Consider the following 19,978-nt stretch of genomic DNA (forward strand, 5'->3'; position numbering starts at 1 on the left):
GCTAATGTCTGCGACGCACTCGTCCGGGTGGCGGAATTGGCAGACGCGCTAGCTTGAGGTGCTAGTGCCCGTATTAGGGCGTGGGGGTTCAAGTCCCCCCTCGGACACCCAGGTCAGGGGCCATATGGCCCCCACCACGTACCCACAAGTACCCACCCCGGCCCGCCGGGGTGGGTCGGGTGTCGGTGGTGATGCCTACGGTCCGGGTACATGGACCCACGCTCGAGCACATTGCGAGCCCCCCGCCGATCAGGCCGGCGCGTTCTCACCGACCACCGCGAGGTGCACCCGTGAGGACCCCCAGCCGCTACGTCGGACGCGACGGCACCGTGACCTACAAGATCCGCTTTCGCCACGGCCGCCGGCAGACCAGCGAGTCGTTCGGCACGCAGAAGGAGGCGAAGAAGTTCGCCGCCTGGCTCGACGTCCTCGGGCCACAGGGTGCGCTCGACCAGCTGTACGCCGGCGAGCAGGTCGACGATGTCCCGACCCTCGACGAGCTCGCCGCCGACCACATCCGCCTCCTCACCGGCGTCGAGGTCGGCACCCGGGTCACCTACACGCGACTGTGGGAGCGGACCTGGTCGCCGCTGATTGGCCACCTGCCCGCGAACCACGCCACCCGCGACGCGATCGCCGAGGCCGTCAACGAGCTCGGTAGCCGCTACTCCGCGAAGTCCCTGAAGAACCAGCGGGGCCTCCTCGCCGCCGTCCTCGGTCGGGCGGTCGACCAGGGTGTCCTCACGAAGAACCCCGTCGCGCGCATGCGACTCCCCCGCGGCCAGGAGGCCGACGCGAAGGAGATGCGCATCCTCGACCAGCAGGAGTTCGCCGACGTCGTCCTACGCGCCCACGGCCACTACCAGCCACTCCTGCGATTCCTGTACGGCACCGGCGCCCGCTGGGGCGAGGCCGTCGCGCTCGAGGTCCGCGACGTCCAGCTGCCGAACGTGCGGATCCGGCGCGCGGTGAAGTGGTCCCCCGAGGGCGGCCGAGTCGTCGGCGCCACGAAGACGAAGAAGTCGAACCGCACCGTGCTGCTGCCGCCAGCCCTCCACGGCGAGCTCGACATGCTGTGCGCCGGCCGGGCGTCGACCGACCTCGTGTTCACCGCACCCCGCGGCGGCCCGGTGCTGCACCGGACGTTCTGGTCCGACATCTGGCTGCCTGCCGTGAAGCACCTCGACCCGCGGCCGCGGATCCACGACCTGCGGCACAGCCACGCGTCGATCTTGCTTGCCGGAGGCACGCCCATCCACGTCGTGCAGGCTCGCCTCGGCCACGAGTCCATCCAGACGACCGTCGACCGCTACAGCCACCTCCTGCCCGACGCGCAGGTCGCCGCAGCTGCCGCCGCTGACCGGGCCTTCGGGGCGTTGCCCGGTCCGCGATAGCGCCGCAGGCTCAGGCCACGGCGGGGCCATCCCCGAGGCGCCGCTTGAGGTAGGCGCGTTCCGAGGGGTGCAGGTGGGTCAGCCGCACGTCGAGCAGCTCACGGTCGACCCACAGCTCGTCAGCGGCCTCGTCGAGCCCGTGAGACCAGGCCAGGGCCTCCCCCAGCTCCCGGATCCCGATGAGCTTGCGTGCGGCTGCCTGCTCGCAGGCCAGCTCCTCACGGACTGGGTGCCCGCCGGGACCGCGGGCCACGTGCTCCAGCTCGTGAGCCAGCGTCGAGCGGCGTTGCGCCTGGTCGAGACCGGTCGTGATCGTGATCGTCCGAGTGCGGAAGTCCGTCAGCCCGAACGTGCCCGAGGGCAACGGCGAGAACTGGAAGGTCCAGTGACTCAGGCGACGCAGCATCCCCCATGGATGGTGCATGCGAGCGACCGTAGGTCGGCCCACCGACAGCGGGTCAGGCCTCCGGGCCCGGGCGCTCCTGCGACCCCGTCTCGGCGGCGTCCTGGCGGTCGGCTCGGTCCCTGGAACGCCGGGGCTGCCTCGACCTCCGAGCGGCCTGATCGACCGTGAGCACGTCGACGTCGGACATCTCCGAGGGGGCCGTGCCTCGAGCGAAACTACCTTCGACCACGACACCGTCGTCCGCGGGGCGCTCGGCGAGGCGTCGACGGAGCTCGGAGACCAGGTCGTCGTCGGAGGCCGTCCTGACGCTGTTGACGAAGTCGCCGGCGGTATAGCCCATCCCGGTCGCCTCGACGGCCTTCCCGAGCAGGAACTCCGGCGAGACCCCGAAGGCGCGAGCGAAGGCGGCGACCGTGTCGCGGTCCGGCAGCCTGGTGAGGCGCTCGCGGTCGTCGGTCAGCCACTTGCTCACGAGCGCGCGGGACAGCCTCGACGCGCTGACGACGTCGGACTGAGCCCAGCCGCGCAGGTCAGTCTGCTCACGGAGGAAGGCGGTGAACGCGTGTGGCACGGAGCAACCGTCCTTCCCGCTCCCCTGGCGCGGCAACTGGGCCGCGGAGTGACTGTCAACCGAGCGTTACGCCGATCGGCTCAGATCGTGTCAACTAACCCGCTCGGACTCAACACCGCATAGCGGCGCGGCGCTGCGGAAAAACACCAGTGTCATTAGTTGACCCGGTGTCAACGGGTCTGCGACTGTGATGCCACGCAGCGTTGACAACTAGTCAATCGAGGAGAGACGATGAAGCCCGCCACCCGCCGACGTCGATCGAAAGGGCGATGGATGCGCCTCCGCGACACCCGACTGCTCGCCGACTACATGGCTGCCAGCGACTTCAGCCAGGCGAGACTCGCCCGATACGCCGGCTGCAGCCGCCAGTTCATCCACCTCCTGCTGAAGGGCGAGCGCCAGACCTGCACGGTCGAGGTCGCGAAGCGCATTGAGGAGGGACTCCGGGTCCTGCCCGGCACGCTCTTCGCGGCCTCGATGTCAACGGAGACGCGACCGACTGTCGCCGCTCGTCGTCCGGTCGCGAGGACGGCATGACCGCCCGCACTCGTACCGCCCAGGAGGCGGCCGACGACCTCCGCTGCTCGCGCCGGAAAGTCACCGAGACCGCTCGCGTGCTCGGCGTCGGGATGAACCTTGGCGGTCGCGCGGGATGGCGCTTCACCGAGGCCGACCTGGAGCGCATGCGCACCGCCCTGACGCCGGCGCCCGACCCGGAGCTCCCCGCGCGTCGTCGTCGCCGTCGCCGCGGAGCACGACGGACGCAGGTGACGGCATGACGACCCTCGACCGGATCGACGAGCCCACGCTCTTCGACGACCTCACCGTCATCGCAGACCCTTGGACCGCAGCCACGGGCCGCCCGTTCGCGGACCGGTTCCGCGCCGCGTGCGCCGCGGTGATGGACCGCCACCCCGACGGGCTCATCGACCCCAACGCCGTCGCCCGGCTCATGCGCGACGACGACCCCGACCTTCACGCCCAGCGGTTCTCCGGCATGTGGTGCGCCGCCGGCGGACGCGAGCACGGCTTCCTCGACCGCACCGACATCCCGGTGCAGCTCGACGGCGCCACCAGCAAGGGCAACTCGAACAAGTCCACGGTCTACCGCCGCTGGCGGCCGGGCGCACCGCGGACCACCTGATCTCCCGGGGGTGCATGCCCGGCGCGACGGAGGGGGCCATCGTCCCGCGCCACCCCCGGGCCCAGCAGTCAACAACCCGAACAACAGCAGGGAGAACACCTGATGGCACACGGAAAGACGCTCCTCATGCGGCACGCCGGACGCCGGACGCGTCCGCTCGAGGACGCGCCGAAGAAGGCACGCGATCGCTCGCTCAACGGCAAGGCCCGGGTGCGGGCCAGGAAGCGCAGCAACGCGCACGCCGGCTAGCCGGCCCCAGCAGAAAGCGAAGCGCCCCGCAGCCAGGCACGGCATAGCGGGGCACAACACGAGGAGTATCGCATGAAGATCATCGTCACCACCGACCTCGACGGCGCGGTCAAGTACGAGGCCGACTCCTGGGACGTCGACGACGCCGGCTACCTGACCCTCACGAGGCAGAGGGAGGTCGTCGGGGCTCACGCCCCCGGCCGCTGGAAGGCCATCGCGAACCAGTCGGCGATCGCGTGAGCGCCGGCACCGAGGCGCTCCGTCGCGCCCGCTCCGCAGTCGCCGAGGCCCGGGACACCCGGATGGAGGCCGCCGACCTCGCGATGGTCGCGCTCCACGACGACACCGTCGGGTCGGACGCCGTGACCGAGGCGATGGAGGTGTGGCGTCGCGCTGACGCCGACCTGCAGGCAGCCCGCGGCCGGGTTGCGCTCGCACGGGCCGCAGCCGGTCTCGCCCACGTCGTCGCGCTCGAGTCCCCGGTCGCGTCGTGAAGCGCGCGATCTGGGCGCCCGGGCCCCGCCCCGCCCAGGGAGGTGAGAAGCGATGAGCACGCGCGTGCTGTCGAAGATCGACCCGCTGCGGCTCCGCGCCGTGATGGGTCGCGCGGACTGGCTGGTGCCTCACGAGTTCGGCCCAGCCGGTTGGCGGATGCTCCACCGCGACCAGGACGCCTCCATCCTCGTGAGCGAGGCCCACTGGAACGACGGCCGTCTGTGGCGTCACGCGTCGATGACGCGCCCCGACGAGGTCCCCTCCTACGACGATCTCTGCCGGCTGAAGCGCGCAGTGTGGGGTGACGAGGGCGAGGCCTACGCCGTGTTCGCCACGGCGAGGAACCACATCAACATCCACGAGCGGGCGCTCCACCTCTGGGGTCTGGCAGACGGCTCACCGGTCCTGCCGAACTTCGGCGCTCGGGGGTCGATCTGATGACGTCGACGACCGCGGCCGCTGCCGCGCTCGCTCTCGGCGAGCACCTCGTCCACCGTCCCCGCGGGGTCGTGCACCTGTACCGGGGTGGGCTGACCGCGTCGGGCCGGTACGTCCCGATGACGGGTCGTCCGGCGTGCGGTCAGCGCACCAACCGGCTGCAGGTCCTCGAGCCGCCCACGAACCCGCTCGACCCGGCGTGGACGCGACGGCTGTGCGTGCGGTGCGAGGTCATCCTCACCCCGGGGCCCGCCCGGGCGACGGCGGCCGACTGGGACGCCTGGGCCGACGGGATCACCCTCCCCGAGCTCCACGCCTCGCTCGTGCTCGCCGACACCGTCGCCGAGGTCGACCGGGTCGTGCAGGTCGCGCTCCGCACCGTCGGCTACCCCGCCATGGTCCGCACCCCCGTCGGCCGCGGCCGGCTCCCGCTCGTGCAGACCATCGCCGCCCGCCGGCTCGCCCTCGACGAGGAAGCCGCCGAGGCCCGCCGCCACCACGACGACACCGTCCGCGCCTACCAGGCCCGCGTCGAGGCCGCCGAGACCTACGCCGAGGTCGTCGCAGCCCAGAACCTCGCCGCCGCCACCGGCAACACCGTCGACCGGGTCCGCGCCAACCGTCGCGCCGCCGCCTGGACCCACCGCCACCACCAGCCCGCCGCGTCCTGAGGAGGAACCATGGACACCAACCTGCTCGTCACCGTCGTGCTGATCTTCGCGGTCCTCGCGCTGCTGCTCGGCTTCATCGCCTACGGGCTGATGGAGGCGCTGCTCCGCGAGCGCGACGCTCACCAGCGGAGCCTGCGGGCCCTCGACGCCGTCGAGGACGAGCTAGCGGCCCGCCCTCCGGCGCCGCTGTTCGTTGCCCGCCGTGACGTCGGGCAGGTGGGAGCGTGACCGGGCCGCACCGGATGCACGCCGTGATCGTCGCGGCCGCCGTGAACCGCGACCTCGTCGACTACATCGGGACCCTCAGCCACCACGAGGCCCTCCACGCAGCGACGCACCTGATGCGCGGCACGGCGCTCGTGTCGAACGACGGGCGCGTCAGCGACGAGCGGTTCCGCAGCGAGGCCCGCCTGACAAGCGTCGCCACCAGGCTCCTCCTCGAGCGGGCCGTCGCCACCGACCGCACCGCCGGCGCCGACCTCGCCTCCGACTGCCGCGCTGCGTGCGACCTCGCCGTCGCGCTGCAGGGCATGTGGAAGCGGATCAACGACGCCGTCGCAGGGGCCGGTGACGGCCAGTGACCCGCCGCAAGCCCTACACGCCGCCGCGCTGCGACCGCGACGGCTGCGGCGCCCTCGTCGCGTGGATCGCGCGCGCCGACGGGTCTGGTCTGCGGCCCTACGCGGTGAAGCCCACCACCCCTACCGAGGACCTCGTCGGGGTCATCGCACACCCCGTCTTCGGCGGGCAGGCGTGGGAGCCCGCGGCGCTGGTCGAGCACTTCATGCGGATCCGGGGCTGCTCGCGCAGCGACGCCGAGGCCGAGGTCGCGGACGTCGACTGGCACCGCCCCCACGTCTGCTCGCCCACCACCGACGACACCACGAACGACCCGACCCGCGACACCACCACCGAGGGGGCCTGATGACGACGCTGCTGGACCGGATCCGCGAAGACCCCGCGCCCCTGGACGTGCAGGTCGACGTGCAGCTCGCGGCGCTGCCGCCGCTGCTCGGTTCGATGCTCGCCGAGCTGGTGACCCTCGCGGGTGAGTGCGACACCGTCGCGACCGCCCGCCACCACACGGGCCCCGGGTTCCTGTCCCCCGAGGCGAAGAACGCGATGAACGAGCAGCACCGCAAGGAGCGCCACGCCCGCTACTTCAACCAGCTCATGGGCGTCGAGGCGCCCGGGTGGGCCCCGACCCCGATGAACATCGCCGCCGTCTCCATCGCCGCGGAGATCGACCGGTTCCTCATCGACATCGTCGACGACCTCCACCGCCGCCTCGCCCGCGCCCGCCTGTGCCTGATCAGCGAGCCGTGGCGCGGGTTCCGCGACCAGCGGCTCACCCGCGACCAGGCCGGCCGCTACGCCGCCGACCTCCTCAGCGTCTACACCCGCCCCGCCGAGCTCCGCCGGATCCACGCCGAAGGCGAGAACCTCGCCGCACGCGCCCGCCGGTTCCTCGACGGCGCCCAGACCGTCGCCCACGACCAGCCATGCCCCTGGTGCGGCCACATGACCCTCGTCGCGCACCTCACCGCCGGCGTCATCCGCTGCGAGTCCGACCGCCACACCGGCCGCCGGCTCCCCTGCGTCTGCCCCGACCAGTACTGCGCCTGCAAGACCTCACCCGTCGGTCACCGCCACGAGTGGCACCGCGACGTCCTCAAGGCCGACCCCGCCCCCGGCGAGACCAAGCACCGCCTCCACTCGCAGACCTGGCACGGCCTCAAGGGCCTGTTCCGGGACCGCGCCCGCACGTCCACCAGCACCACCAACACCGAGGAGTGATCAGCACGATGCCCACCACACCCAGCGTCGACGAGGACGAGGTCGTCCGCCGTCCGTTCGCCGACTTCCTCCGCGAGCAGTCGCGGGGCTCCACGCACAACGAGCTCACCGAGGGCCTCCACGACCTCATCGCCGCGGTCGTCGAGACGGGCCGCAAGGGGACGCTCACCCTCACCATCAGCGTCGCGCCGATGAAGAAGGACACCGAGCGGCTCCTCGTGAGCGACCTCGTCAAGGTCTCCAAGCCGCAGCCCGACCGCAAGGAGTCCCTGTACTTCGCCGACGACAACGGCAACCTCACCCGCAACGACCCCAACCAGCCGACGTTCGAGTCGCTGCGCGAGGTCCCCGGCAACACCGACAGCGCCGCCGCGCACATCAAGGAGGCGGCGCGATGAGCGACGTCCGGAACACCGAGCACACCACCGACCTCGAGCCCCAGGAGTTCCTCGCCGCCGCCTCGCCGCGGTCCGAGGCCGACGCGGTCGCCGACGTCGCCCGCCAGGCCGTCGAGCCTCAGGCCCTCGACATCGCGCAGCGTCTCCACGTCCTGCAGGTCCCCGCCGGTGGGTCTGCGGTCGTCGTCGACGTCGAGGACTACCTCGACATCTACCGCGACCGGCCCCGCCGGAAGAAGGGGAAGTACGACGTCCACGACGCCGCGTCGCTGCTCGCCTACCTCGACAAGCACGGCGAGGAGGAGACCGAGGTGTGGGCCGACCTCGACAGCCGCACCATCACCGCCGTCCTCAACGCCCACACCGACCGCCCGCTCACCGAGGCCGACGCCGCCGGCCACGGCGACCACCGCGTCAAGCTCACCGTGAAGCTCACCGACGCGTGGAAGCGGTGGGCCGAGCACGACGGCAAGCTGCTCGAGCAGTCGAAGTTCGCCGAGCTGATCGAGGACGGCGCCGCCGACATCGTCCGGCCCAGCGGCGCCGACATGCTCGAGGTCGCCCAGACGTTCCAGGCCACCATCGGCGTCGACTTCAAGTCGTCGCGGCTCCTCGACTCCGGCGAGCGCCAGCTCGTCTACGCCGAGTCCGTCGAGGCGCGCGCCGGCCGCACCGGGACCGTCGAGATCCCGAAGGACTTCGACCTCGCGATCAAGCCCTTCGAGGGCGGCGACACGTTCCGCGTGCTCGCCCGGTTCCGGTACCGCATCAGCGAGGGCACCCTCCGCATCGGATACCGCCTCGACCGGCCCGCCGACGTCCTCCGCGACGCGTTCGGCTCCGTCGTCGAGCAGGTCCGCGAGGGCTGCCCCCACCCGGTGCTCCTCGGCGCCTCCGCCTGAGACCACCACCCCACAGAAGCCGTGGCCCGGGCGCAACCCGTCAGCCGCCCGGGCCACGGAACCCCTTCGTCGTCCCCACAGCACCGTCAGGAGCAGCCCCCATGCAGGTCACCGCGCGCCTCGTGCGCCTCGCCGCTGGCGCGGTCGTGAACAACCAGGCCGGCTCCGTCCACACCATCGCCCGAGTCGTCGACGTCGACCACGTCACCGCCGCCGCGCTCATGCACGAGCTCGAGGCCGCCGGGATCGTCGGCCCTGCGAAGGTCCCCGCCGGACGGCTCCGGGACGTGCGCCTCACCCCCGACGAGCTCACCCGCGAGCGCCTCGACGCCCTCGCCGTCACGGGGCTCGACGCATGAGCGCCATCGTCCCGCCCGTCCGCGTGAAGGTCGCCTGCATCAACTGGGGCAAGACCAACGTCCCGCAGGCGCTGACCTACGTCCTCGACGCCACCGGCGAGGCCCACGCCGAGAGGTACGCCGACACCTGGGCCGACGCCGTCGCCTGGTCCCGCTACCTCGTCGAGCTCCTCAACAGGCCCCGCGTGCACCTCCTGGGGGTGCCCCGGTGACCCCCTACTACGCCGACGACCAGGTCACCCTGCACCACGGCGACGCCCTCGCCGTGCTCGCGCAGATGCCGACCGGCTCGGTCGACTGCGTCATCACCAGCCCCCCGTACTTCGGGCTCCGCGACTACGGCAGCGAGGGGCAGTACGGGCTCGAGGCGACGCCCGCCGAGTACGTCGAGACGATGCGCGCGGTCTTCGCCGAGGCCCGCCGGGTGCTGGCCGACGACGGCACCCTGTGGCTCAACCTCGGCGACTCCTACGCCGGCAAGGCCAACGCGGGCCCCGCCTTCGCGAAGAACCGGGGACAGAACCTTCAGCCGGTCGGCTACCCGGTGCAGCGGAACACGCTCGCCCACGCCCCGTACAAGAGCCTGCTGGGGATGCCGTGGCGGGTGGCGTTCGCGCTGATCGACGACGGGTGGATCCTCCGTAGCGACATCATCTGGGCGAAGCCGAACCCGATGCCCGAGGCGGTGTCGGACCGCCCGACCTCGTCTCACGAGCACGTCTTCATGCTCACCAAGTCGCCGCGCTACTACTACGACCCCGCCGCGATCGCCGTGACCGCCACCGGCCGCGGGAGCGGGAACGGATTCGTCCGAGACGAGCAGATCAACCGTGGCGGGCCCGGGCAGGACGAGGCCTGGGAGGGGCGGCCCCAGCTGCGCCGCGCTCTCGAGCTCGCGAGGCAGAAGGGCCTGACTGAGCATCACTTCGCCGCGATCCGAGCTGTCGGGATGAACGACGCCGGCAAGGCGAAGGTGAACCAGTCCGGCACCGGCAAGAACGCCGCCCAGACACAGGAGCTCGCTGATGAGGCCAAGGCCGCTCTGGGCGGCTACTACCGGGAGTTCCTGACCGGGGGCACCAAGAACGCTCGCGACGTGTGGACCATCCCGGTCGTCGGCTTCAGCGAAGCGCACTTCGCCTGCATGCCGCCGGCGCTGGCCGAACGTGCGGTCCTGGCCGGCTGCAGACCCGGCGGCACCGTGCTCGATCCCTTCAGCGGCTCCGGGACCACCGGCCTCGCCGCGACCAAGCACGGTCGCCGCTACGTCGGCGTCGACCTCTCGTCCGACTATCTCGACCTGAGCTTGCGGACGCGCTTCGCGCAGCCCGGTCTCGACCTCACGCCCGGAGGCGCAGCATGAGGGTCTACCCCCACTGCAGGCACTGCTGCTGGAACAACGAGCACCATGTCGAGACTCACACGACCCCCTGTGAGTCCGGCTGTCCCGGCTCGGTGCCGGTGGCTCAGCCGTCCCTTCTCGACGAGGGCGGCGCACCATGATGCGCTCGGAGGGCAATAACCCGGGCGGGGGTAGCCACGACCGTTCTCGACCGCTGCCGTCCGCGATCGACGACGGCCGTGCGGTCCGACCCGCGCACGTGGTACGTGCGAAGTCGACGGGCCTGGACTTCGCCGCTCTGGCGCCGGCGTGCGCACGCTGCGGGGAGAAGCGCGGCGACGTCGATGCCGACACCCGACTGTGCGGACGCTGCTCGGTGCCTTCGGCGGCACTCCCATCCGATCCCGAGCCGCCGAGGCAGTCGCCTCCCGCGGTCGAGCCGGACCCTGAGCCCCACCTCGACGCGGAGGACCTCGGCACGAAGGGCCTGCCGGGCTTCGACGAGGTCACCCGGCTCATCGACGTGCTGGTCGACGAGCTCCACCCCGACCCGGACAACCCCCGTGAGGACGTCGGCGACGTTGCCGAGCTCGCTGCGTCGATGGAGGTCGCCGGCCTGCTGCAGCCGATCGTCGCCCGCCGGGTCGTCGCGGCCGGCCAGCCCCCGCGACTGGTCGTGGTCGCCGGCCACCGCCGGCTCGCCGCCGCGAAGCACCTTGGCTGGACCCGGGTCGCGTGCATCGTGCGCCGCGACATGCCCGCCGACGAGGTCCTCGCGGCCATGCTCATCGAGAACGGTCAGCGCGCCGGTCTCGACCCGATCGAGGAGGCCCGGGCGCTGCGGAGGCTCGCGCACGACCAGCGAGCCGGCAGCCACCAGCAGATCGCCCGGCTGGTGGGCCGCACCCAGGTCCACGTCTCCGGCCGCCTGGCGCTCCTCGAGCTGTCCGCCGAGGACCAGGCCGCGGTACGCGCCGGTGAGCTGTCCGTCGTCGCAGCGGTCCGCCGCGGCCGCGTCAACGCCGGCCGGGTCCGCCCGGCCGGGTCGACGGGCACCCCCCACCTCGGCGCCGAGCACGACCTCGCCCGCCGCGTGAAGGCCCGCTGCGTCCAGCTGAAGCACAAGCGCGGCGGCCGGAACTCCGTCGGCGGCGTCGGCTGCGGCGAGTGCTGGGAGTCCGTCATCCGCGCCGACGAGCGCACCCACCTGCACGACGTCTCCAACGACCGCGGCCGCTGCGTCCTCTGCGACACCGACCAGCCGGCAGCCAGCCCGGAAGGAGCCCCCTCGTGACCCTCCCGTCCTGCCCCGCCTGCGGGCACGCCGAGCATTTCCTCCCCTGCGCTGCGCAGGTTGAGACCCGACGACTCGGCGGTGTCCGCCACGACCCGTGCGGCTGCTCCGGGGTCGACATGTCCGTCATCCGCACCGACCCGCGCCGGATCCGCGAGGTCATCGCGACCGCGCAGACGACCAACCCGTCGACCGCGGCCCGCGAACACGGAGTGCACCACCGCACTGTTTGGCGCTGGTGTCAGCGCGCCGCCGCCCACCCGGGCTGGCCCACCGACGGGGACGTGTCCGCCTGGGACGCCGTCCAGGCGGAGCGAGCCACGCGCGCCGACAAGATCGAACGCGGTCGGGTGCGGCAGGCCGACTACCTGAAGCGCCGCTACCTCGCCGGCGGCGGCCGGATGCAGATCGACCCGACCGGCACGAGCCGGCGCTTGCAGGCGCTGTGCGCGATCGGGTGGACCGGCCCCGAGCTCGCAGCCCGGCTCGGTGTGTCACCCGCCCGGGTGAACCACCTGACCGTCGGCCATTGGAACCTCGTCCACCGAGCGGTCGCCGCGAAGGTGGCAGCGCTCTACGACGAGCTGTCCATGACGGTCCCCACCGACCCCGACGTGCTCGCCCCACGCCAGATCCGCACCCACGCACGGGCCCGGAAGCTCGCTGCGAAGAAGGGGTGGGCGCCGCCCCTCGCGTGGGACGACCACGACCTCGACGACCCGGCCGCGACCCCCGACGGTGTCGGCGATGACACGAAGCTCGCCGCCCAGGACGGCCCCCGCAGTGGCGGCCACCTCGTCGGTCTCGACAGCGACGCGTCGACCGTCGCCCAGATCCTCGGCGGCGCCTGGTCGTTGCCGTGCAGCCGAGCCGACAAGGTCGCCGTCACCGCCACCTGGCTCAGCTGGGGCCGGTCCCTGCGCGCGCTGGAGAAGCTGACCGGCTGGAACAGCACCCGCTACTCCGCGGCCGCCCGGACGCTGCTCGCCGAACGCGACGACACCGACGACGGGGAGGCGGCGTGACGTGCCCGGACACCGCCGTCGAGGCCGCGCTCCTCGACCAGGGCCACGACCCGCTGCGGGTGTCGCTCCTGGTCTACGGCGCCGACGACCTGACCGACCGACTCGCGCTCGCCGACCCGGCGCTCGCGCAGGCGTACACGACCATCACGAACGGAGCCACCTGACCGTGGACTGGGTCAAGCTGGACTGCACCTACTACCTCGACGGCGCCATCGTGCTCGCCGGCGAGGCCGCCGAGGTGCTGTTCACCCGCGCGATGGCGTGGTGCGGCGACCAGGAGAACGGCGGCTTCGTGCCCCGCGAGGTCCTGCCCCGCCTCACCCCGACCCGCGGCGCCGCCCGCGCCCGCGCGCTGGTGACCCACGGCCTGTGGGTCGAGGTCGGCGGCGGGTGGCGGTTCGTCGCCTGGGACCGCCACCAGACGACCCGTGAGCAGCTCGACGCGAAGCGTCAGGCGGGCCGGGAGCGGCAGCAGTCGTGGCGGGACCGCAAGAAGAGCACCCGTGACGGCGTTCGTAACGGCGTTACGAACGCGGATGTAACGCAGAGAGAGGTAGAGGTAGAGGTAGAGGTAGATGCTGCTGCGGCAGCAACGCGCGAGCCGCCGCCGCTGCCTGTGGATATCGAGATCCTCCGAGCCGGCCTCGAGGCGTCGAAGATGTCCGCCCGCTGGGACCGCCTCACCCCCGAGCAGACCGCCGAGATCCAGGACCTCATCGACGTCCACGGCGACGGCCCCCTGATCCGCTCCGCGATCAGCCAGCACCGCCCCGACCGGCCCGCCGCGTTCGCGCAGGCCTGGCTCACCGGCTGGCGCCACCTCCGCCGCCCCGGCGACCTCGCGCTCGTCCCCACCAGCGACCCCTGCACCAAGCCCGGCCACACCGGGACCGTCCGGCACTGCAACCAGTGCGCCTCCGAGCAGAAAGCAGCCCGATGACCACGACCACCTCCCTGACCGGCGAGCGGGCCAGCGTGACGCCCGAGCACCTGCTCGTCTTCACGCACGGCATGCCCGCAGCCAAGCCGGTCCCCACGACCCCGCTGGTCTTCATCGACACGGAGACCACCTCCCTGCACCACAACTGCCGGATCTGGGAGGTCGCGATGATCGCCCGCCACTACGACCAGGACCAGCCGAACCCCGGCAGCTACACCGAGCAGACGATGCAGCTGTTCATCGACATCGACGTCAGCCACGCCGACCCCTACGCGCTGCAGCTCGGCGGCTACTGGGACCGGCACCCCGCCGGCCGCCGCCAGTCCCGCCACGTGACCGCCCCCGGCGGCGTGCCGTCGCCGTCGGACCTCGAGCAGCCCGTCTCGGAGGGCCGCGCGGCCCGCCTGGTCGCCGGGTGGACCCACGGCGCCCACCTCGTCGCGGTCAACCCGTCGTTCGACGCCGAACGGCTGGGCCAGATGCTCCGCCGACACGGCCTGTTCCCCGGGTGGTCGCACCACCTCCTCGACGTCCTCGCGGTCGCATCGGGCCACCTGCGGCTCCCGCCGCCGTGGCGGTCCGACGACCTCGCCGCCGCCCTCGGGGTGACCCCTGCCGGCGCCGACCGTCACACCGCTCTCGGTGACGCCCGCTGGGCGGCCCGGATCTACGACGCCGTCTACGGCGCCCCCACCCAGCACGACGACACCACCGGAGCCCTGGAGGCCCGCCCATGACCCGACCCACCCGACCCCGCCGCCGACCCCGGACGCGCCGCATCCGGGTCTCCATCGGCAACGTGTACGCCAAGAACCGCGCGCTGCGCGCCTACCGCCGGGTCCTCGCCCTGTGGTTCGCGCCGCTGCTGGTGTTCCTGTCCGAGGCGCAGTGGATCGGCGTCGTCCCCGGCTACACCCGCCACGCCGGCGACGGCCGCCGGAAGGGCGAGACCGCCGTCTACTGGCGTCTCGGTCTCGGCCGGATCGCCCGGGCCGCGACCCGCCGCGTGTCGAAGGACGTCACCCACGCCGCGAAGTACGGCCACGCCCGCTACGTCACCACCGTCACCGGCCTGCTCCGCTCGGTCTCGGTCGCCGCGTCGGCGGTCCACCTCAACCCCGGCCGCCGCGGCGCCCCCCGCCGCCAGAACATCGGGATCATCAACCGCCTGGCCCGCGAGACCCAGGCGCACCTCGCCGCCGGCCGGGTCGTGCTGATCGGCGGGGACTGGAACACCGGAGAGAACGCCACCGGCCCCGACTCCCCCCGCCACCTCGCGAAGAAGATCGGCCCCGGCGCGCAGCTGCACATGACCGGCATCGACGGCCTCATCGTCGCCGCCCCCCGCGGTGTCGCCGTGCACGTCGACACGAAGGCCCGCCGCGCCCCCGGGTCCAACCACCCGCTGCTCTCCGCGACCGTCGCCGTCACCGACCGCGGTGACCGCCGATGAGCCGCCTCGCCTGGCTGGGACTCAGCCTCCGCCGCTTCTTCTGCCCACCCCAGCACCAGTGCGGTGAGGGGCCCCCGCCTGTGAGGACACCCACCCGTGACTGACCACCCCAAGATCGACCAGACCATCTTCGTCGGCGACGGCCGCCGCCTCGGCAACTGCGTCGCCGCCTGCATCGCCACCATCACCGGCGACCCCCTCGACCGCGTCCCCCACTTCATCGAGTTCGGCATCGCCTACGGCGACACCGACACCACCGACGCGGACGTCAGCTCCGGCAACAACTGGTGGGCCATGATGCTCGGCTACCTCGCCGCGAAGGGCCTGTGGCCGGTCGAGCTCGAGCAGCTCACCGACGCCGACGCCCACGAGCTCGTCCTCGTCGCCGGCATCAGCCCCCGCGGCGTCGTCCACCAGGTCATCTACCGCGGCGGCCGCCTCTGGCACGACCCCCACCCATCCCGCGCCGGCGTCCTAGACCTCCGCGAGGTCCTCGCCGTGCGGCCGCTGCCGGGCTTTGACCACGCGCCCACCGCTCCTGCGGAGGCCGCCCGTGGGTAGGCCCGTGAACGTCCACACGCTCCCCACCGGGCAGCTGCTCCAGCAGTACCGCGAGCTGTGCCTCCGACTCGATCCCGCGGACGCCGCCCAAGTCCGCGCCGTCGACGTCCGCGAGGAGGAGATTCTCGGGCGGATGGCGTGGTGACCTCCGTGGTCTCAGCCGCCAAGCGCCCTGAGACCGCCCTCGCCGAGCTCCCAAGCGGCCTTGCCCGCCTCACCCGACGCGCTGCCGAAGAAGTACCAGCCGAGCTTCGACAGCCAGCCAGCCCTCTCCGTGTGGCCAGCCCGGTACTGCTTGGTCGCCTCAGCAGCGAAGACGCCGCCAAACCGGTACATAAGGTCCCTCGCGGCTTCGTCCCCTATGTGCTGGACGGTGTCGACCACGCGCTCGGCCTCGTCGACGAGGCGCCACAGGTACGAGCGGATGTCCTCGCTGAAGAGGTCAGGCTCGGTCCTCAGAAGGTCGCGCACCTCCGAGAGCTTCTGACGCAGCTCCTCTCGGTCTCCGGCCGACTTGATAGCGAGGGTGCGCTGTCGCATTCCGAGCAGAAGCCCGAGCTGCTCCAGCGACGAGATAGCCCAAGACGGGCAGATGCCCCGTGGGGCGCCTTGAGCGCTGTCCCAAGGCGCGCTAGCCATGTACGCAGCCTCGTACCACTGTCCGAGCGCATCGTCCCAGGGCCGCACGCTTTGTCCAGCGGCTGCCAAACCGCGCAGCTCGTCATGAACGCGGCGCACGAGATTCACGGCGTCGGCGTAATTGCGCCAAGTGTCGGGGGGCGCGCCGAGGTAGATGCCGCGTGGTTCCTGTGCAGGCCGGCCCTCGGGGACTGCCCACTGAGTCAGATACGAAGCGAGGAGATACGCGGCGTTAGGCGGGGGGTCGTAGACCTGCCCGTTGTCGCGGACGCTGCCGTCCGCGTTGAAGTCACCGAACATGTCGTTCGACTGGTCGGGCGTTTCCTGGTCGTTCACCTGTTCCCCCGTCGTGTTGCTGTCTGCGCCTGTCGATTCGGGAACATACGTCACCGAGTTGACGCCAACATTCGGCGCCTCCGCCCCCACCCCGCCGCCCGGTTCCTCGGACTGATCCCGTGAAGCGCGGCGGCCCCCTGCAGCGCCGCACCCCGCTGCATGCGGTCACGGGCCTGCAACGGTCGGCGCCGGCGCCGCGGCTGGGACGGGCCCGGGTCCGTCCCCGCGACACCGGCCCGGGCGCGTCGACGCAGGCGCTGGTGCTGGACCGGGCGGCCGGCTGCTGCGAGCTGTGCGGCCGCCGCCTCCACGACGGCGACGCCTGGACGGGACCGCACTCGTTCCACCACCGCCGGCCCCGCCGGATGGGCGGCAGCCGCGCGGCGGCCACGAACAGTCCCGCGAACCTGCTGCTGCTGTGCGGGTCCGCGACCAGCCCCGACGGCTGCCACCTCCACGTCGAGCAGCAGCGGGCCATGGCCCTGAACCAGGGCTGGCTCCTCCACGACGGCCACGACCCCACCGAGGTGGACGTGCTGCTCGCCTACACCCCGCCGGGTCACCGGACCTGGCTCACCGACGACGGCGCCGTCACGGTCGCCGACGGCCACAACACCTGGCGCCTCCGCTGAGGCCACAAACCACATGACCATCCGCCCGAGCACAGGAAGAGTGACCCCGTGAACATCCAGCCGAACAGCACCAAGCAGCTCAAGATCTGGGCGTCCATCCTCGAGGACAACACCCACGCGCAGGCCCAGGTTGCCTCGACCATGCCGTTCATCTACCCGCATCTCGCGCTGATGCCCGACGCCCACCTCGGCAAGGGCGCCACCGTCGGGTCCGTCATCCCCACCCTCGGCGCGATCATGCCCGCCGCGGTCGGCGTCGATATCGGCTGCGGGATGATGGCGCTCCGCACCGACGTGCACGTCGACGACATCACCAGCCTCGACCGACGCCCCCTCCGCGAGGCTATCGAGCGCGCGATCCCCCTGTCCGCCGGGAAGTACAACGGCCACGAGTGGGGACCCGGCACCCACGAGCGCATCACCCAGCTCGAGGACCTCGCCGCCTCCCGCGACTTCGACCCCTCCGACTACGCCGCCAACTGGCGCATGCAGCTCGGGTCCCTCGGGTCAGGTAACCACTTCATCGAGGTCTCCACCGACGAGGCCGGCTACCTCTGGCTGTTCCTGCACTCAGGGTCCCGCGGCGTCGGCAACAAGATCGCGACCCACCACATCAAGGTCGCCCAGGACCAGTGCAAGAAGCGATGGATCAGCCTGCCCGACCCGGACCTCGCGTACCTCGTCGAAGGCGAGGACGAGTTCTGGTCCTACATCCGCCAGCTCGGGTGGGCGCAGGAGTTCGCGCGCCTCAACCGCGAGGAGATGATGTCGCGGGTCCAGGCCTGCTTCAACGACTGGGTCGGCCGGCACGCGCACATCAGCCGCGAGGTCCAGTGCCACCACAACTACACCGAGCAGGAGAAGCACTTCGGCAAGAAGGTCTGGCTGTCCCGGAAGGGCGCGATCAGCGCGAAGACTGGCCAGTGGGGTCTGATCCCCGGATCCATGGGGACCCGCTCCTACGTGGTCACCGGCCTCGGCAACCCTGTCTCGCTGCACTCCGCACCCCACGGCGCTGGCCGCGAGTACAGCCGCAGCCGAGCGCGGAAGACGTTCACCGTCGACGACCTCCGCACCGCCATGGGCGACATCGAGTACCGCGACACCGACGCGTTCGTCGACGAGATCCCCGCCGCGTACAAGGACATCGACCAGGTGATGGAGGACGCGTCAGACCTCGTGAAGGTCGAGCACACCCTGTCGCAGATCGTCAACGTGAAGGGCGACTAATGACCCTGGTCGACTTCCTGCTGGCACGCATCGCAGAGGACGAGGCGGACGCCCGAGCAGCCAGCCCCGGCCCGTGGTCGCTGGCCTCCGACGACCCCGAGCAGGTCGTGGCCGTCGACGGCATCGAGGTCACGGACGCGTTCGCTCTCTCCGGCCCACAGACCCGCGCCACAGCAGCCCACATCGCCCGCCACGACCCCGCCCGCGTGCTGGCCCAATGTCGGGCGCACCGCGACGTGATCACGGTCGTGAGCGACGTGGGCTGGACCGGCTCCTACGCGGTGCGCGACGTGGTCCTCGGTCACCTGGCTCGGGCCTACCGTGACCACCCTGACTTCGACCCGGCCTGGCTGGCGTGACTCACGACCGGCACCTGACCTACGCCGAGGCGGCCGCCGAGCTGGACGTGTCCGAGTCGCTGATCCGGTCGTGGAAGCACCGCGGTCTGGTCGTGCCTGTCGGGATCCAGCACCTCCATCAGCGCGGCAGCCGCGAGGTGCCTGTGTTCAGGATCGAGGAGCTGAGGCCGCTGGCCGACGCGTACCACCAACGACGCGCCGAGCGTGAGGCCAACGCTGACCAGCCGATGTTGTAACGTAATCGCCAGCGGAAGAGGTACGTCCGCAGCACGGCCCGACTGGCGTTGAGCACCTCGCTCCCCCGGTCGGTCCCCACGATCTGAGGCCCGGCGTCGACCCCATGCGACGTCGGGCCTCGGCACGCCCGGCGGAAGGTGCGGCATGGCTGACCACGAGACGCCTGATGAGCAGCCGGCCGAGGTCGAGCAGTCCCCGCTGGATCGCCTGCTCGCCGCGGTCCAGGACTTCGCGAACAGCCTGGCCGGCCAGCCGGTGCTGGTCGACGTGGCGCTGCTGGTGTGGGAGCAGGTTCGCTACGACGAGGACGGCGACATCGCTAGGAAGATCAGCTACGCGATCCCGACCGACAACTTCAGCCTGTCGTCGGGTCTCGGTCTGCTGGAGGCCGCGGGTCACTACGTCCGCCGCGACGTCCTCGGCGCGCGGCACACCGACGAGGACGACGACTGACCATGGTCGTCCGCACCATCGTCCCTGCACCGTCCGCTCCGGGTGTGCCGTCCGGCCTGGCCGCAGCGATGCAGGCCCTGACCGCCGATGTCGCCGCTGCCCGCGACGCTGCGACAGCGGCGAACCAGCGCGCCGCCGAGGCCGAGCAGCGTGCGACCGCGGCCGACGACCGGGCGGGCAACGCGCAGCAGATGGTCCGCAACCGGGACGGCAAGCTCGACCAGGCCAGCAGCGACGCGGCCAACGCGCTGCTCGACGTCGAGTCCCTGACCGAGCTGGCCGAGCAGGTCCTCGCCGCGAAGACCGCCAGCGAGGAAGACCGCGCCGCCCTGCACCGCACCAGCGACCAGCACACCGAGGACCTCGCAGGTCTGCACCGTGCGCTCGACGCGATCACCGGCCGAGTCAACCGCACCGCCATCGGCCTGCGCGGGTCCGTCGCCCTGGCCGTCAACACCCCGGTCCCCATCACCGTCTCGCTGTCCCGGCCGATGCCGACCACGGACTACGAGGTGACGTTCGCGCACAGCGTCGCCACCGCCGGGCAGCTCACGTACACCGACATCGTGAGGACGAAGACCACCGTCACCGTGAAGGTCACCGCCTCGGCGCTCATCACCGCCGGCACCTTCTCGGTCCTGGCCTGGTGAACG

At 71.9% G+C, this 19,978-nt stretch carries 35 protein-coding genes and 1 tRNA gene; 33 read left to right on the top strand and 3 right to left on the bottom strand.

The genetic code is table 11. The features are described 5' to 3' along the window. Positions 1–21: 21 nt before the first annotated feature. Together ABD158_RS03955 and ABD158_RS03960 are read left to right on the top strand one after the other, a co-directional pair. Positions 22–107 (top strand) — tRNA-Leu (locus ABD158_RS03955). A gap of 183 nt (positions 108–290) precedes the next feature. Continuing rightward, the gene (locus tag ABD158_RS03960) at positions 291–1,394 is read left to right on the top strand and encodes a tyrosine-type recombinase/integrase (RefSeq protein WP_344004021.1); all 1,104 of its coding nucleotides are present in this window, start codon (positions 291–293) and stop codon (positions 1,392–1,394) included. Positions 1,395–1,404: 10 nt separating this feature from the next. On the opposite strand, the gene ABD158_RS03965 is transcribed toward ABD158_RS03960, so the two are convergent. After that, complete coding sequence (locus ABD158_RS03965) at positions 1,405–1,818, bottom strand: ImmA/IrrE family metallo-endopeptidase (protein WP_344004024.1); 414 nt, start codon at positions 1,816–1,818, stop codon at positions 1,405–1,407. A gap of 34 nt (positions 1,819–1,852) precedes the next feature. Continuing rightward, positions 1,853–2,371: a nucleotidyltransferase domain-containing protein gene (locus ABD158_RS03970; protein WP_344004027.1), complete on the bottom strand. Its 519-nt coding sequence runs from the start codon at positions 2,369–2,371 to the stop codon at positions 1,853–1,855. Between the two features lie 231 nt (positions 2,372–2,602). On the opposite strand from ABD158_RS03970, the gene ABD158_RS03975 reads away from it, so the two are divergent. The 25 genes from ABD158_RS03975 (at position 2,603) to ABD158_RS04095 (ending at position 15,584) form a co-directional block, all read left to right on the top strand. Then, positions 2,603–2,908 carry a helix-turn-helix domain-containing protein gene (locus ABD158_RS03975; RefSeq protein ID WP_344004030.1) on the top strand — a complete coding sequence of 102 codons (306 nt, stop codon included), beginning with the start codon at positions 2,603–2,605 and terminating at the stop codon, positions 2,906–2,908. Beyond that, positions 2,905–3,150: a hypothetical protein gene (locus ABD158_RS03980; RefSeq protein WP_344004032.1), complete on the top strand. Its 246-nt coding sequence runs from the start codon at positions 2,905–2,907 to the stop codon at positions 3,148–3,150. Before ABD158_RS03975 ends, ABD158_RS03980 begins: the two co-directional genes overlap by 4 nt. Continuing rightward, positions 3,147–3,515 (top strand): hypothetical protein, encoded by a 369-nt coding sequence (locus tag ABD158_RS03985; protein WP_344004035.1) that lies wholly within the window; start codon positions 3,147–3,149, stop codon positions 3,513–3,515. Before ABD158_RS03980 ends, ABD158_RS03985 begins: the two co-directional genes overlap by 4 nt. 102 nt (positions 3,516–3,617) lie before the next feature. Further along, positions 3,618–3,764 (top strand): hypothetical protein, encoded by a 147-nt coding sequence (locus ABD158_RS03990; protein ID WP_344004038.1) that lies wholly within the window; start codon positions 3,618–3,620, stop codon positions 3,762–3,764. 72 nt (positions 3,765–3,836) lie between these two features. After that, positions 3,837–4,004 (top strand): hypothetical protein, encoded by a 168-nt coding sequence (locus ABD158_RS03995; protein ID WP_344004041.1) that lies wholly within the window; start codon positions 3,837–3,839, stop codon positions 4,002–4,004. Next, on the top strand, positions 4,001–4,258 hold the full coding sequence (locus ABD158_RS04000) for a hypothetical protein (protein ID WP_344004044.1): 258 nt from the start codon (positions 4,001–4,003) through the stop codon (positions 4,256–4,258). Before ABD158_RS03995 ends, ABD158_RS04000 begins: the two co-directional genes overlap by 4 nt. Before the next feature lie 52 nt (positions 4,259–4,310). Continuing rightward, entirely contained in the window at positions 4,311–4,697 is a 387-nt protein-coding gene (locus ABD158_RS04005) for a DUF7694 domain-containing protein (protein WP_344004047.1), read from the top strand. After that, entirely contained in the window at positions 4,697–5,368 is a 672-nt protein-coding gene (locus ABD158_RS04010) for a hypothetical protein (protein WP_344004050.1), read from the top strand. Before ABD158_RS04005 ends, ABD158_RS04010 begins: the two co-directional genes overlap by 1 nt. 9 nt (positions 5,369–5,377) lie before the next feature. Next, complete coding sequence (locus ABD158_RS04015; RefSeq protein ID WP_344004053.1) at positions 5,378–5,596, top strand: hypothetical protein; 219 nt, start codon at positions 5,378–5,380, stop codon at positions 5,594–5,596. Continuing rightward, positions 5,593–5,949, top strand: coding sequence for a hypothetical protein (locus ABD158_RS04020; RefSeq protein ID WP_344004056.1), 357 nt, complete (start codon positions 5,593–5,595; stop codon positions 5,947–5,949). Before ABD158_RS04015 ends, ABD158_RS04020 begins: the two co-directional genes overlap by 4 nt. After that, positions 5,946–6,293, top strand: coding sequence for a hypothetical protein (locus ABD158_RS04025; protein ID WP_344004059.1), 348 nt, complete (start codon positions 5,946–5,948; stop codon positions 6,291–6,293). The genes ABD158_RS04020 and ABD158_RS04025 overlap by 4 nt, the downstream gene beginning before the upstream one ends. Further along, positions 6,293–7,165: a hypothetical protein gene (locus ABD158_RS04030; RefSeq protein ID WP_344004062.1), complete on the top strand. Its 873-nt coding sequence runs from the start codon at positions 6,293–6,295 to the stop codon at positions 7,163–7,165. The genes ABD158_RS04025 and ABD158_RS04030 overlap by 1 nt, the downstream gene beginning before the upstream one ends. Before the next feature lie 8 nt (positions 7,166–7,173). Then, entirely contained in the window at positions 7,174–7,563 is a 390-nt protein-coding gene (locus tag ABD158_RS04035; RefSeq protein ID WP_344004065.1) for a hypothetical protein, read from the top strand. After that, positions 7,560–8,465: a DUF2303 family protein gene (locus tag ABD158_RS04040; RefSeq protein WP_344004068.1), complete on the top strand. Its 906-nt coding sequence runs from the start codon at positions 7,560–7,562 to the stop codon at positions 8,463–8,465. The genes ABD158_RS04035 and ABD158_RS04040 overlap by 4 nt, the downstream gene beginning before the upstream one ends. Before the next feature lie 101 nt (positions 8,466–8,566). Then, positions 8,567–8,824, top strand: coding sequence for a hypothetical protein (locus ABD158_RS04045; RefSeq protein ID WP_344004071.1), 258 nt, complete (start codon positions 8,567–8,569; stop codon positions 8,822–8,824). After that, a complete protein-coding gene (locus ABD158_RS04050) occupies positions 8,821–9,036 on the top strand; it encodes a hypothetical protein (RefSeq protein WP_344004074.1) in 216 nt (71 codons plus the stop codon). Before ABD158_RS04045 ends, ABD158_RS04050 begins: the two co-directional genes overlap by 4 nt. A 53-nt stretch (positions 9,037–9,089) precedes the next feature. Continuing rightward, positions 9,090–10,187, top strand: coding sequence for a DNA-methyltransferase (locus tag ABD158_RS04055; RefSeq protein ID WP_344004077.1), 1,098 nt, complete (start codon positions 9,090–9,092; stop codon positions 10,185–10,187). A 355-nt stretch (positions 10,188–10,542) separates the two neighbouring features. Next, the gene (locus ABD158_RS04060) at positions 10,543–11,460 is read left to right on the top strand and encodes a ParB/RepB/Spo0J family partition protein (RefSeq protein ID WP_344004080.1); all 918 of its coding nucleotides are present in this window, start codon (positions 10,543–10,545) and stop codon (positions 11,458–11,460) included. Positions 11,461–11,579: 119 nt separating this feature from the next. Further along, on the top strand, positions 11,580–12,485 hold the full coding sequence (locus tag ABD158_RS04065; protein WP_344004083.1) for a hypothetical protein: 906 nt from the start codon (positions 11,580–11,582) through the stop codon (positions 12,483–12,485). Beyond that, complete coding sequence (locus ABD158_RS04070; protein WP_344004086.1) at positions 12,482–12,649, top strand: hypothetical protein; 168 nt, start codon at positions 12,482–12,484, stop codon at positions 12,647–12,649. Before ABD158_RS04065 ends, ABD158_RS04070 begins: the two co-directional genes overlap by 4 nt. Before the next feature lie 2 nt (positions 12,650–12,651). Continuing rightward, the gene (locus ABD158_RS04075) at positions 12,652–13,425 is read left to right on the top strand and encodes a hypothetical protein (protein ID WP_344004089.1); all 774 of its coding nucleotides are present in this window, start codon (positions 12,652–12,654) and stop codon (positions 13,423–13,425) included. Continuing rightward, positions 13,422–14,162: a 3'-5' exonuclease gene (locus ABD158_RS04080; RefSeq protein WP_344004092.1), complete on the top strand. Its 741-nt coding sequence runs from the start codon at positions 13,422–13,424 to the stop codon at positions 14,160–14,162. The genes ABD158_RS04075 and ABD158_RS04080 overlap by 4 nt, the downstream gene beginning before the upstream one ends. Continuing rightward, entirely contained in the window at positions 14,159–14,878 is a 720-nt protein-coding gene (locus tag ABD158_RS04085) for a hypothetical protein (protein ID WP_344004095.1), read from the top strand. The genes ABD158_RS04080 and ABD158_RS04085 overlap by 4 nt, the downstream gene beginning before the upstream one ends. A 96-nt stretch (positions 14,879–14,974) precedes the next feature. Beyond that, on the top strand, positions 14,975–15,439 hold the full coding sequence (locus ABD158_RS04090) for a hypothetical protein (RefSeq protein ID WP_344004098.1): 465 nt from the start codon (positions 14,975–14,977) through the stop codon (positions 15,437–15,439). Between the two features lie 4 nt (positions 15,440–15,443). Next, positions 15,444–15,584 (top strand): hypothetical protein, encoded by a 141-nt coding sequence (locus ABD158_RS04095; RefSeq protein WP_344004100.1) that lies wholly within the window; start codon positions 15,444–15,446, stop codon positions 15,582–15,584. Between the two features lie 11 nt (positions 15,585–15,595). Here the strand turns inward: ABD158_RS04095 and ABD158_RS04100 are convergent, their stop codons facing one another. Continuing rightward, a complete protein-coding gene (locus ABD158_RS04100; protein ID WP_344004103.1) occupies positions 15,596–16,414 on the bottom strand; it encodes a hypothetical protein in 819 nt (272 codons plus the stop codon). 119 nt (positions 16,415–16,533) lie between these two features. On the opposite strand from ABD158_RS04100, the gene ABD158_RS04105 reads away from it, so the two are divergent. The 6 genes from ABD158_RS04105 (at position 16,534) to ABD158_RS04130 (ending at position 19,975) form a co-directional block, all read left to right on the top strand. Continuing rightward, positions 16,534–17,046, top strand: coding sequence for an HNH endonuclease (locus tag ABD158_RS04105; RefSeq protein ID WP_344004104.1), 513 nt, complete (start codon positions 16,534–16,536; stop codon positions 17,044–17,046). Between the two features lie 48 nt (positions 17,047–17,094). Beyond that, positions 17,095–18,276 carry an RtcB family protein gene (locus tag ABD158_RS04110; RefSeq protein WP_344004107.1) on the top strand — a complete coding sequence of 394 codons (1,182 nt, stop codon included), beginning with the start codon at positions 17,095–17,097 and terminating at the stop codon, positions 18,274–18,276. Continuing rightward, complete coding sequence (locus tag ABD158_RS04115) at positions 18,276–18,635, top strand: DUF6221 family protein (protein WP_344004110.1); 360 nt, start codon at positions 18,276–18,278, stop codon at positions 18,633–18,635. The genes ABD158_RS04110 and ABD158_RS04115 overlap by 1 nt, the downstream gene beginning before the upstream one ends. Then, positions 18,632–18,871, top strand: coding sequence for a hypothetical protein (locus ABD158_RS04120; RefSeq protein WP_344004113.1), 240 nt, complete (start codon positions 18,632–18,634; stop codon positions 18,869–18,871). Before ABD158_RS04115 ends, ABD158_RS04120 begins: the two co-directional genes overlap by 4 nt. 145 nt (positions 18,872–19,016) lie before the next feature. Continuing rightward, on the top strand, positions 19,017–19,325 hold the full coding sequence (locus ABD158_RS04125; protein ID WP_344004116.1) for a hypothetical protein: 309 nt from the start codon (positions 19,017–19,019) through the stop codon (positions 19,323–19,325). A gap of 2 nt (positions 19,326–19,327) precedes the next feature. After that, on the top strand, positions 19,328–19,975 hold the full coding sequence (locus ABD158_RS04130; RefSeq protein WP_344004119.1) for a hypothetical protein: 648 nt from the start codon (positions 19,328–19,330) through the stop codon (positions 19,973–19,975). The last annotated feature ends 3 nt before the right edge of the window (positions 19,976–19,978 follow it).

The sequence above is a fragment of the Nocardioides lentus genome, from assembly GCF_039529515.1.
In the GTDB taxonomy this organism is placed as follows: Bacteria; Actinomycetota; Actinomycetes; order Propionibacteriales; family Nocardioidaceae; genus Nocardioides; species Nocardioides lentus.